This window comes from Streptomyces sp. NPDC045899 (assembly GCF_056431485.1).
Map to the genome: position 1 here is coordinate 273,713 of NZ_JBWKKP010000010.1, position 11,701 is coordinate 285,413.

An 11,701-nucleotide genomic window follows, 5' to 3' on the forward strand; every position below is an offset into this window, starting at 1 on the left:
GGACCGTCGGCACAGGAGGACCACATGGGCGCGCTGCTGGATCAGAAATACGAGAAGCTCTTCTCCTTACTGGACGCCAACGGCGACGGTGTGATCGCCGAAGACGACTTCACACTGATGGCCGGCCGGGTCCGCGCCTCCTTCAGCGAGGAGCGCGCGGCGAAGGGGGAGACCTACGCCGACGAGATGATGAACTACTGGCGGGCCCTGCGCGACACGGCCGACGCCGACGGCGACGGCCGGATCGACAGGGATGAGTTCCGCGAGGCCCTGCACCAGGTGAGCGACCGGTTCGACACTCTGATCGGCCCGCTCTACCAGGCGGGATTCCACCTCGCCGACCGGGACGACGACGGTCTGGTCGGCCGGGAGGACTTCGTCGCGGTCCTGGTCGCCATCGGTGTCCCGGCGGATGAGGCCGGGGCGACCTTCGACCGGCTGGCCGAGCGGGACGGGCAGCTGACGAAGGACCGGTTGATGACCGCCGCCACCCTGTACTACCGCGACGAGAATCCGGACAACGCCGCGAGTCATCTCTTCTTCGGCGCACTGTGAGGTAATTCCGCGGTGAATCTCCTCGCGGTGGTGGAAACGGGCGCCCCGGTCGACGGCCACTCCGTCCCCGCGGACCGGGTAACGGTGGCGCAGTTGACCGAGGCGCTTTTCGACGGGCGTTTCGGCGATCTGCACGGACCCTGGGCGGAATTCTTCTGCCGGGACGTCTTCCGGTACCGCGACGGATTGTCGCCCGCGGAGCGCTCCGAACTCGCCTATGAGCGGCTGCGGGTCATCAACGAGGGCATCGACGGCGTCGAGGACATGGTCGCCTCGACGGACCGGCTGGTGGCACTGCACGAGTGGCTGGGGGTGGTCGACGGCACTCTGACCACCCTCGCCACCATCCACTACAACCTCTTCCTGGGCAGCCTCCTCCGGCTCGATCCCCACCGCACGGTGGACCGCGAACCGTTCGTCCGGCTGCGGCGGTACGGCACCGTTCTGATCACCGAGCTCGGATACGGGAACAACGCCGCGGAACTGGAGACCAGGGCGACCCACCAGCCGGAGACCGGCACCTTCGTCCTGCACACCCCCTCATCCGGGGCCCAGAAGTTCATGCCCAACACCGGCCCGGCCGGGGGGAGCAAGAGCGGTCTCGTCGCGGCCCGGCTGATCGTCCGGGGCCAGGACTGCGGTGTGTTCCTCTTCCTCGTACCGCTGCGCGACGAAAACGGCCCGCTGCCCGGCATCCGGGTGCGCCTGCTGTCCGAGACACCCGGATCGGCGGTCGACCACGCCATCACCTCGTTCGACCGGGTGGTGCTGCCGCGCACCGCGCTGCTGGCGGGCGACCACGGGGACCTGACCGCCGAAGGTGCCTTCCGCAGCACCATCGGCAGTCGGCGCCGCCGGTTCCTGCGGTCCATCGAACGCGTCACCACGGGCAAGCTGTGCCTGAGCGCGGCGGCGCTGGGCGGTGCCCGCGCGAGCCTCACCGTGGCCGTCCGGTACGCCCATCGGCGGCACACCTTCGCCCCGGCCGGCAGATCCGCCGTCCCGGTCTTCGCCTACCGCTGCCACCAGACCAGACTGCTCGGCGCGGTGGCCCGCGCCTACGCCGCGACCTTCCTGCTGCGCGAGGCCACCGGCCACCCCGCGGCCGGGGCCGGGGCCGGACCGGCCGGGGAGGAGGTCCTCGTCGCGGCGGCGAAGGGCTGGATCACCTGGCAGGCCAGGGACATCGTGACCGAGTGCCGGGAACGCTGCGGTGCCCAGGGGCTGCTGTCGGCCAACCGCATCGTCGACCTGCTCACACCCATCGAGAGCACCATCACGGCCGAAGGGGACAATCTGGTCATCTGGACCAAGGCCGCCGCCGACATGCTGACCGGCCGTGGCTACACCCCGCCCGCGGCACCCGCCGCGCGGAGCGGTCCGCTGACCGACCGCGCCCTTCTGCTCGATCTGCTCGTCCGCCATGAGCTGCACTGCCTTCATCACGCCCGCGGTCGGCTCGGCCTGCCCAGCACCGATCCGATGGACCGCTGGAACCACGTGGTGAACCCGGCCCTGGCCCTCGTCGACGCGTACGCCACCCGGCGGGCCGCCCAGACGTTCCTGGCCGCCGCCGACAGCATCGCCGACGACGCCACGCGGCAGGTGTTCGAGGGGCTCTTCCGGCTGTTCGTCCTGCAACGCCTCGCCCCGCACACGGGTCAGCTCTTGGCGGACGGACACCTCACCGCCGAAGCGGTCCGTGATCTGGCCCCCGCCGTCGACCGTCTCGGCGCCGCGCTGGCTCCCCACGCGCTCGCCCTCGTGGCGGCGTTCGCCGTGCCGGACGCGCTCCTCCAGGCACCCATCGCCACCGAGGGCTACGCCGCCGCCTACGACGACCCGGCGGGCCCCTGGCAGTCGGGGCCGGCCGGCTGAGCCGGACCGGACCGACCGTCCGCGCCCCGGTCCGCCGTCCACCGTCCATCGACCTGAGGAGGGGCACCGGCCATGAGCGACGCGTTCACCCGGGAGCCGCGGTGGGATCCCCGGCGCTTCCCGCCCGCAGCCCGGGCGCCGCGGGCCGTGCAGACGGTCCGGATGCTCCGGGACCCCCAGGGCTATCCGCGCGCCCTGCGGCGGCGGTTCGGCCCGGTGTTCTCGCTCCGCGCGTACCCCTACCGCGGTGCCCTGGTGTGCGCGGCCGGCGCCGCCGCCAACCGGGCGGTGCTGACCGACCACGAGCGGTTCACCGGCGGGGACGCCGCCGCGCTGCTGGCGCCCGCGGTCGGCGCCGGATCGCTGATCTGCACCCCGCCCCCGGTGCACCTGGACCACCGCAAGCTCCTGCTGCCCCCGTTCCACGGGGCGCGGATCACCCGCTGGACGGGGCGCGTGCGCGACCTCGTGCACGCCGGACTGCCCGGTCTGCTGAGCGGTGACGGCGTAGCCGTACGGCCGTGGGCGCAGCGGCTGACGCTCGATGTCATCCTCAGGGTCGTCTTCGGTCTGACGGACCCGGCCCGGGTCGCCGCCTTCCGGCACGCGCTGAACGCGTTCGTCGGCACGGCCAACCTCGCCGTGCTGTTCCTGCCCGAACCGCTTCGGCGCGATCTCGGGCCGCTCTCGCCGGGCGGCCGCTTCCACCGCCGTCGCGCGGCAGTACGGGACCTGACGCGTGCGGAGATCGCCGCCCGTCGGGCCGCGCCCGACCGGGCCGACCGCGACGACGTGCTGTCCCTGCTGCTCGACACGCGTGACGAGCACGGGGCCGGGCTGGACGACGCCCAGCTCCTCGACGAGCTGACCGGTCTCGTGCTGGCCGGGTACGAGACCACGGCGACCACGATCGCCTGGACGCTGCATCTGCTCGCCCACCATCCCGCCGCCCGCGACGACCTCATCGACGATCTCGACGCGGGTTCGGACCGTCTGCTCAAGGCGGTGGTCAAGGAGTCCGGCCGACTGCGTCCCGCCGTCTACAACGCCATGCGCACCGCGGCACAGGACACGGAGCTCGGTGGCCACCCGGTGCCGCGGCACGCGTTCGTCGCGGCGCTGTTCCCGGTCACCCAGCTCGACCCCGAGCTGTGGCCGGCACCGGACGCCTTCCGGCCCGAGCGCCATCTGGACACGGACCGGATGCCCTACGCGCTGACGCCGTTCGGCGGCGGTGTGCGGCGCTGTATCGGGGTGCCGCTGGCCCAGCTGGAGATCGAGACCGTCCTCCGCGAGGTCCTCGCGGTGGCCGTCCCCGAACCGGCCGGTCCCCCGGAACCAGCGCGGCTGGTGTCGGTGACGCTCATCCCCGCCCGGGGTGGCCGGATCCGGCTCCGTGAGCGGCGGGTTCGGCGCCCCCGGCGGCCACGCCGAGGTCGGTCCAGGTGAACGGATGGGAGCCGTAGGATCGCAGGAACATCAACATGCCTCCACGTAAGCCCACTTCTTGTCGTATATTGAGCAAATGAGCTCACGTGACCCGGAGCCTCGCCCGCCTCTCACACTGGTCGGCAAGATAGACAACGTGCTGGCGATACTCCTCATCATCGGTATGACCTACGGGCTGTTCTGGCTGATCACCAGCCTCGCCTCGTCCTATATCGGGCTGTTCACCTGACGCGTCCGGGCACCCCCGGCACCGCCTCCTGAGCACTGCCGGGAAGAGCCGGGGCCCATCTGGCTCCCGCCGCCGATGCCGTCCACCCCTGTCGAGCGCTCGCCTTCTGATGCGGGCGGCTCCCGCCGTGATTCCGCCCCACCGTCTGGGCGCTGATTCCGCTACTCACTCGGGGTGACCAGGGCGGACATGTGAATCATGCGCCATGTGTGATTCGTGTCATCAGTCGAATCATCCAGTGCGTGTGATACAAAGAAATCACACGCACTGGATGATTAATGCTCCGTGCGGCCCCTCACCCAAGGAGTGCCCCATGTCCACCGCGATCACCTTCTCCGCGTACGGCGGACCCGATGTCCTCACCTCCTCGTGGGTCGCCACCCCCGAACCGGGCCCGGGCCAGGTCCGCGTCCGCGTACGGGCGAGCGCCGTCAACCCGATCGATGTGCGTATCCGAGCCGGGCTGATGCGGGGGATCTTCCCGGTCGAGTTCCCGATGGTCCCGGGCTGGGATGTGGCCGGGGTCGTCGACGCGGTGGGGGAGGGCGTCTCCGCCGCGGTCGGTGACGAGGTCTTCGGGGTCGCCGCCACCGGTGGCTACAGCGAGTACGCCCTGCTCGACCGGCCTTTCCTCCGGCCCGAAGGGCTGTCCGCGGAGGCCGCGGCCGCGATGATCACGGTCGGCGAGGCCGCCTACCGGGCGCTTGAGCACCTCGGTGCGGAGCCGGGGCGGACCCTGCTGATCCACGGCGCGGGCGGCAGCGTCGGAACCGTCGCGGTGCAGCTGGCCACCGCCCGCGGTATCACCGTGATCGGCACCACCGCCGAGCGGGACGCCGCACGTGTCAGCGGGCTCGGGGCCACCACCGTGCGGTACGGCGAGGGCTGGGCGGAGCGCGTCGGGGCCATCACGCCGGACGGTGTGGACTTCATCCTCGACGCCTCCGGCGCGGGGGTCCTCGCCGACTCCGTCGCGCTGGCCGGTGACCCGAGCCGGGTCATCACCATCGCCGACCCGTCCTCCGCCGAGCACGGCGTGCGGTTCACCGGGGCGGACCCGGCCGACCGCTTCCCCGGGGCCCTGCCCGAGCTGGCCGCGCTGATGGCCGTGGGCAGGCTCGACGTCCCCGTCTGGAGGACCTATCCGCTCGCCGAGGCCGCCCGCGCGCACGCCGACATCGAGGCCCGCCGCAACCAGGGGAAGATCCTCCTCCTTCCCTGACCCCTCCTTCTCCGACCTCCCCGATCTCCACCGACCCCACCGCCCCGTGCGGAGAACCACCGATAGGAACGTGACATGAAGGCCGCTCAGATCACCGGCTACGGCACCCCCGATGTCCTCCGGATCCACGATGCCGACCGCCCCGCCCCCGGCGCCGGAGAGGTGCTGGTGTCGGTCGAGGCGTCCAGCGTGAACGGACTCGACACCATCGTCCGCGCCGGAGGGATGCGGATCCTCACCGGGCGCCGGTTCCCCATCGGTGTGGGACTGGACTTCGCCGGAGTCGTCGCCGCGACGGGCACCGGGGTCCAGCAGTACCGGGCAGGGGACAGGGTGTGGGGCACCGTGCACCCGCTCAAGCGGCACACCATCGCCGGGGCCGCCCAGTACGTCGTGGTCCCCGCGGACCGCCTCGGTCCCACGCCGGACGGCCTCGAATCGGTGGCGGCCGCTTCCCTGGTGGTCGCGGGGACGACGGCGCTGACCGCGCTGCGGGACACACTGCGGCTCGCCGGTGGCGAACGCCTCCTGGTGCGCGGCGCCGCCGGAGGAGTCGGTACGGCCGCCGTGCAGCTCGCCCGCGCGATGGGCGGGCATGTCACCGCGCTGGCCCGGGACCGTCACGCCGGGGCGCTGCGCGAGCTGGGAGCCGACGAGGTCTTCGACTACGGCGTCACCACGGCGGACCGGATCGGGCCCTTCGACGCCATCCTGGACACGGTCGGCTCGGAGCTGGGTGTCCACCGCCGTCGGCTGACCCGGACGGGCAGGATGGCCACCATCGCGCTGTCGGCCTCCTCCATGGCCGCGATCTGCGCGTCGAGCGTGCACGGCGCCCGCCGCGTACGCATGTTGAGCTCCGATCCCGGCACCGCCGTGCTGCGGGACCTGGCCGCGTACGTGACCTCGGGGGAACTGCGGCCCGTGGTCGACAGCGTGTACCCGCTGGCGGACATCGCCGCGGCGCACCGGGCGTTCGAGCGGGGCGGTGTGGTCGGCAAGCAGGTGGTGGCGGTGTCCGGGACGTAACCGGACCGGGGCGTCCGCGCACGCGGCCGGTGGCGGAGGCGCTCGACGACGACGGCGCGTCAGTGATGCCGGCCTTCTCGGCCCAGGGTCTCCACGGGGGTCGCGCCGGGGCGGGTCCACTGCGGTACGGGGCGGCTGGTCGGCCCCCAGGTCGCCGCACCGTCGGCGTCCGAGCGCCAGTACCAGCAGGCCTGGCGGCCCTCGGCGGGGTACCCCTCGCGGACATCGCCGATCACGGGCCGGCCCTCGGGGTTGTCCTCCCATGCCTCGCCGCGGCCGTAGGGCGTCATGTCGAGCAGGCCGAGGGATCCGTTGACCGGTTCGTTGCCGCGGCCCGTCGTGGAGTAGGTGAGGAACACGCGGTCGCCGTCGCGCAGGAAGCAGATGAGGTGCCCCATCTGCCCGCCGATGGGCGCGTCCACGCCCCGCACCGAGTACCAGGGCTGGGTGTAGCCCATGAACGCGACGTAGGAGGCCACCTCGTCCCACCGGCCCGTGGTCAGGACCGCGAACGAGACACCGCGGGCGTTGAGGTAGACGGCGTCCTTCAGATGCCAGGCCGTGGTGGTGCAGCCCTCGCACTGGCCCTGGTGCGGTGCGCCGTCGTACCACATGTGCTGGTAGACCACGAGCTCGTCGCGGCCCTGGAACAGGTCGAGGAACGGGGCCGGCCCATCGGCTCCGACGACCTCCACCGTGCCGTCGAGCTCGGCCATCGGCAGCCGCCGCCGGGCCGCGGCGATCGCGTCGCCCTCACGGGTGTGCGCCTTCTCGCGGACCAGCAGCTCCTCGCGCGCCGCCTGCCAGGTGGCCAGGTCGACGACGGGCGGCTTGCCGGGGAGGGCGCCGCCGCTCGCGGTGCCGGGCGTGGTCGTCATGGTGTCCTCCGTGGAGTCTCATAGCGGGGCGTCCGTGCCTGGTCCTGCGACGCTCACCAGTACAGACCCGCGGCCCGCTCAGAACTCATCGCACCGCGCCGGGCCGCGCGGTCACATCGTTTCCAAGAACAGTAGCCATGGACATAGTAGCCATGTACCCTATTTTTCATGAGCAAGGGTTCCCCGGGTCCCACGCCCGGTTTTCTCGTATGGCGGCTCGCCAACAAGTGGCGCGTCGCGGTCGATCGCGCGGTGGCTCCACTGGGTCTGACCCACGCGCAGTACTCACTGGTGGCGTCGCTGTACGGCATGCAGCGCACCGGCGAGCGGCCCAGTCAGCGCCGACTCGCCGACCACACCGGCCTGGAGGCGCTGTACGTCTCGAAGCTGGCGCGCGCCCTGGAGTCGTCCGGGCTGATCGAGCGCACCCGCGACCCCCGTGATCCGCGCGCCGTACAGCTCGCGCTCACCGAACAGGGCCGGACCGTCACCCGGCAGGCCATCGGGGTGGTCCACGAACTGCTCCAGCAATTGCTGGAGCCGCTCGGCGGCCTCGGCGCCGAGCGGACCCACGCGTTCACCGAGGAGCTGACGACCCTGCTCAACGCACCTCTCGAGCCATCCGCACCGCACCACGAGAGCACTTAAGGGGAGAACACCATGACCACGCCCGCGGCCTCCACCGCCACCACCACCGCACCCGTCGCCGACGCCCGCGCCCTCGGTCTGGCCCACTACGCCGCCCGCGGTGTCCTGGAGCGGGTCCTGGCCCGGTACGGCACCACGTTCCAGCAGCAGGTCGCCCTGCGCGCCGCCGTCACCGCCGACGCCCCGCGGACGCCGGAGCGGCTCATCGCCCGGATCCAGGGCTCCCTCAAGGCCGATCCGGCCGATATCCGCGCCACTCTCGACGAGTTGCTGGCCCGGGAGCTGCTCGTCGCGGACGGCGCGCACCTCCGCCCCACGGAGGCGGGGCGCGAGCTCATCGCCACCCTCGGCGCGGAGACCGCGCCCCTCTCCGCCCGTATCTGGGGTGGAATACCCGCCGAGGACCTGGCCGCCGCCGGCCGTGTCCTCGCCCTGGTCACCGAGCGCGCCGACGCGGAGCTCGCGGCGCTGACCGCCTGAGTCACGTACCACTCCGAGCGGTGGTCCGGTCCGTAGGATCCCCGGATGACGATCACCAGTTGCCTCCTGTACGCGTCGCGCGTGGCCATACGGCACGTCCGCCGCACGGATCACGAAGAGCTCACCGCGCTGACCCGGGCCAGTGCCGGGATGCTCCATCGCTGGCTGGGGGCCCGCGAGAACACGGTGGAGGCGTTCGAGAGCTACCTGGAGCGGTGCGGGCGACCCACCCATGAGGGCTTCGTGATCTGCCTGCGCGAAACCGGCGCCATCGTGGGCGGTGTCAACATCAACAACATCGTCCGGGGCGCCCTTCAGGGCGGCACGCTCGGGTACACCGCCTACGCCCCGACCGCCGGCCGCGGCTATATGACCGAAGGGCTCGGGCTCGTCATCCGGCACGCCTTCGGTGAGATCGGACTGCACCGGCTGGAGGCGAACATCCAGCCGGACAACACCCCCTCGCTGAACCTCGTCCGGCGCCTGGGCTTCCGGCGGGAGGGCTACTCGCCCGGCTTCCAGCTCATCAACGGTGTGTGGCGGGACCACGAGCGCTGGGCCCTCACCACCGAGATGGCGGGCGCCGCCGCCTCCCTGCGGTAATACGCTCAATGATACTGTGGTGCTGAATTCCGTATCACCCGGATAGGGGGAGACGTTGCCCGCTGACCGCGCGCTGCCCAGTCCCGAGGCCGTCCGCCTCGTCGGCCACCTCCGTGAACTGGCCCAGGAGACACTCGTACCGCGTGCCGCCCGGGCCGAGGCCGAGGGGCACTTCCCCCGCGATGTCTTCCGGACCCTGGGCCGCACCGGCCTGCTGGGGCTCCCCTATCCGCGGGAGTACGGGGGCGGGGGACAGGACTACGAGGTGTATCTGCAGGCCCTCGAGGAAGTCGCCACCGCGTGGGCCAGTGTGGGCGTCGGGGTCTCGGTGCATGTGATGTCCTGCTTCGCGCTCGCCACCTACGGCACCGAGGAGCAGCGCCGGACCTGGCTGCCCGACATGCTCGGCGGTGAACTGCTCGGCGCGTACTGCCTGTCCGAGCCCGAGGCGGGATCCGATCCGGCGGCGATGCGCACCCGGGCCGTCCTGGACGGCGATCACTATGTGATCAATGGTGTGAAGGCGTGGGCCACCCACGGCGGACACGCGGACTTCTACACGGTGATGGCGCGCACCTCCGACCACCGGTCGCGCGGCATCTCGTGCTTCCTCGTCCCGGCCGACACCCCCGGCCTGTTCGCCGACCCTCCCGAGCGCAAGATGGGGCTCACCGGCTCGGCCACCGCGACCATGCGGTTCGAGGGGGTGCGCGTTCCCGTGGACCGGCTGATCGGCCAGGAGGGCCAGGGACTCCAGATCGCCCTCGCGGCTCTCGACTGCGGACGCATGGGCATCGCGGCGGTGGCCACCGGGCTCGCGCAGGCGGCGCTGGACGACGCGGTCCGCTACGCCCGTGAGCACCAGTTCCTCGGTGAGCTCCTCATCGAGCAGCAGGGCCCGGCCTTCGCGCTGGCCGACATGGCGGCCTCGGTCGCCGCGGCGCGGGCCACCACCCTCACCGCCGCCCGCCTCAAGGACCAGGGGCTGGGCTTCGGCCGGGAGGCGTCCATCGCCAAGATGGTCGCCACCGACAACGCCATGAACGTCACCGGCGCGGCGGTGCAACTGCTGGGCGACGAGGGCTACTCGCGCCGCTTCACCGTCGAGCGCTATATGCGCGAGGCCAAGGTCATGCAGATCTTCGAGGGCACCAACCAGATCCAGCGCCTGGTGATAAGCCGGGCGCTGAAGAAGACCGACGGGGGAGTCCTGACGGCCCTGACCGGCCCCTCCGACCGGCATGAGGAGCATTGATGTACATCGGCCACACCGCCGCGATCGTCACCGGCGGGGCCTCCGGGCTCGGTGCCGCGACGGTGGAAGCGCTGGCCGCACGAGGTGTGACGGTCTTCGCCCTCGACCTCCCGGACAGCCTCGGGAACGCACCGGCGCGCGAGGGGGTCCACCACGTCCCCACCGATGTCACCGACCCCGCCCAGGTGCGGGCCGCCGTGGCCACCGCCGCCTCGTCGGGCGTCCCGCTGCGCACCGTCGTCAACTGCGCCGGAATCGCTCCCTCGATGAGGGTGCTCGGCAAACGCGGCCCGCACGACCTCGAGCTGTTCGCGAAGGTGGTCCAGGTCAACCTGGTCGGCACGTTCCACGTCCTCACGCTCGCCGCGCAGGCCATCGCGGAGACGGAGGCCGATGAACACGGCCAGCGCGGTGTCATCGTCAACACCGCGTCCATCGCGGCGTACGAGGGCCAGATCGGCCAGGCCGCATATGCCTCCTCCAAGGGAGGTGTGGTGGGCCTGACCCTGCCCGCCGCGCGTGACCTCGCGCAGTACGGCATCCGTGTGTGCGCCATCGCGCCGGGCATCGTGGAGACCCCCATGCTCGCCACCGTGTCCGAGGAGTTCCGCACCCAGCTCGCCGCCGGTGTGCCGTTCCCCCGTCGGCTGGCCAGACCGGACGAATACGCCCAGCTCGTGCTCTCCATCGTCGACCACGACTACCTGAACGGCGAGACCATCCGTATGGACGGGGCCCTCCGGATGTCCCCCCGCTGACCACCTCCGGGGGCCGCCGGGCCGCGGGTCTTCATGAGGCGACGGCGTGCACGATCAGGGACGCCAGCTCGGCATAGGCGTCCGCGTCGCCCAGTCCGGTGCGCGCGGTGACCTCTCCCCGCTGGATCGCCTCCATGGTGGCGGCGGCGACCTCACCGACGAACGCCGCGTGGACGTCGCGGAAGGCACCTGCGGCGACCCCCTCGGTGATCAGTTGCCGGATGCGTTCCGCGGCGTGACGGGTGTTGGCCTCGTACACCTCACGGGTGGTGTCGAAGTCGGCCATGTCGTCGAGGAACTGCCGGGACAGCGGGCGGAGCTGCTCCGCGACGGCGGTGAGGTACACCAGTACCCGTTCGGCCGGTGCGGAGGTGTCGGCCACCCGCTTCTCGACTGCTGCGGTCGCGTTCTTGAAGTAGTGCTTGACCGCTTCCCGCACCAGCCCCTGTTTGCTGCTGGCGAGCTGGTAGAGCGTGGTCTTCGAGCAGCGCAGCCGCTCCGCCAGCCCGTCGAGGGTGAACGAGGCGAACCCCTCCGCCACGATGAGCGCCACCAGCCGCTCCAGGAGATCGGTCTGGCGGGCGGTGCGACGGGTCGGTGGCATGAGCACAGAGTAGCGACTGGACGGCCGTGGGGCCCCGTACGCGGTGTGCGTTCGGGGCCCCACGGGTCTGTTCGGTGGGGGTCAGCCCTTGCGGGTCTTGACCTCTTCGGTGA

The 11,701-nt window shown here is 71.8% G+C and carries 12 protein-coding genes; 10 read left to right on the forward strand and 2 right to left on the reverse strand.

Annotated features, from left to right (window positions below):
• Positions 1 to 24 precede the first annotated feature (24 nt).
• From AC07FT_RS17705 to AC07FT_RS17725, 5 genes are all read left to right on the forward strand, one after another.
• Positions 25 to 555: an EF-hand domain-containing protein gene (locus AC07FT_RS17705; protein WP_471197742.1), complete on the forward strand. Its 531-nt coding sequence runs from the start codon at positions 25 to 27 to the stop codon at positions 553 to 555.
• Between the two features lie 12 nt (positions 556 to 567).
• Positions 568 to 2,433, forward strand: coding sequence for an acyl-CoA dehydrogenase family protein (locus AC07FT_RS17710; RefSeq protein WP_479176979.1), 1,866 nt, complete (start codon positions 568 to 570; stop codon positions 2,431 to 2,433).
• A gap of 72 nt (positions 2,434 to 2,505) precedes the next feature.
• The gene (locus tag AC07FT_RS17715) at positions 2,506 to 3,882 is read left to right on the forward strand and encodes a cytochrome P450 (RefSeq protein WP_479176980.1); all 1,377 of its coding nucleotides are present in this window, start codon (positions 2,506 to 2,508) and stop codon (positions 3,880 to 3,882) included.
• Between the two features lie 542 nt (positions 3,883 to 4,424).
• The gene (locus AC07FT_RS17720) at positions 4,425 to 5,333 is read left to right on the forward strand and encodes an NADP-dependent oxidoreductase (RefSeq protein WP_479176981.1); all 909 of its coding nucleotides are present in this window, start codon (positions 4,425 to 4,427) and stop codon (positions 5,331 to 5,333) included.
• Between the two features lie 75 nt (positions 5,334 to 5,408).
• Positions 5,409 to 6,362 (forward strand): NAD(P)-dependent alcohol dehydrogenase, encoded by a 954-nt coding sequence (locus AC07FT_RS17725; protein ID WP_479176982.1) that lies wholly within the window; start codon positions 5,409 to 5,411, stop codon positions 6,360 to 6,362.
• Between the two features lie 59 nt (positions 6,363 to 6,421).
• Here AC07FT_RS17725 and AC07FT_RS17730 read toward each other — a convergent pair whose 3' ends face one another.
• On the reverse strand, positions 6,422 to 7,240 hold the full coding sequence (locus AC07FT_RS17730) for a DUF899 family protein (protein WP_479176983.1): 819 nt from the start codon (positions 7,238 to 7,240) through the stop codon (positions 6,422 to 6,424).
• A gap of 168 nt (positions 7,241 to 7,408) precedes the next feature.
• Here AC07FT_RS17730 and AC07FT_RS17735 point away from each other — a divergent pair, with 168 nt between their 5' ends.
• From AC07FT_RS17735 to AC07FT_RS17755, 5 genes are read left to right on the forward strand one after another with little or no spacing between them, the layout of a single operon-like run.
• Positions 7,409 to 7,888, forward strand: a complete 480-nt coding sequence (locus AC07FT_RS17735) for a MarR family winged helix-turn-helix transcriptional regulator (RefSeq protein WP_479176984.1) — start codon at positions 7,409 to 7,411, stop codon at positions 7,886 to 7,888.
• A 12-nt stretch (positions 7,889 to 7,900) separates the two neighbouring features.
• Positions 7,901 to 8,368, forward strand: coding sequence for a MarR family transcriptional regulator (locus AC07FT_RS17740; protein ID WP_479176985.1), 468 nt, complete (start codon positions 7,901 to 7,903; stop codon positions 8,366 to 8,368).
• Positions 8,369 to 8,413: 45 nt separating this feature from the next.
• Complete coding sequence (locus tag AC07FT_RS17745; protein WP_479176986.1) at positions 8,414 to 8,971, forward strand: GNAT family N-acetyltransferase; 558 nt, start codon at positions 8,414 to 8,416, stop codon at positions 8,969 to 8,971.
• 55 nt (positions 8,972 to 9,026) lie between these two features.
• Complete coding sequence (locus AC07FT_RS17750; protein WP_479176987.1) at positions 9,027 to 10,226, forward strand: acyl-CoA dehydrogenase family protein; 1,200 nt, start codon at positions 9,027 to 9,029, stop codon at positions 10,224 to 10,226.
• Entirely contained in the window at positions 10,226 to 10,984 is a 759-nt protein-coding gene (locus AC07FT_RS17755; RefSeq protein ID WP_479176988.1) for an SDR family NAD(P)-dependent oxidoreductase, read from the forward strand. The genes AC07FT_RS17750 and AC07FT_RS17755 overlap by 1 nt, the downstream gene beginning before the upstream one ends.
• A 31-nt stretch (positions 10,985 to 11,015) precedes the next feature.
• Here AC07FT_RS17755 and AC07FT_RS17760 read toward each other — a convergent pair whose 3' ends face one another.
• Positions 11,016 to 11,588, reverse strand: coding sequence for a TetR/AcrR family transcriptional regulator (locus AC07FT_RS17760; RefSeq protein ID WP_479176989.1), 573 nt, complete (start codon positions 11,586 to 11,588; stop codon positions 11,016 to 11,018).
• Positions 11,589 to 11,701 lie beyond the last annotated feature (113 nt).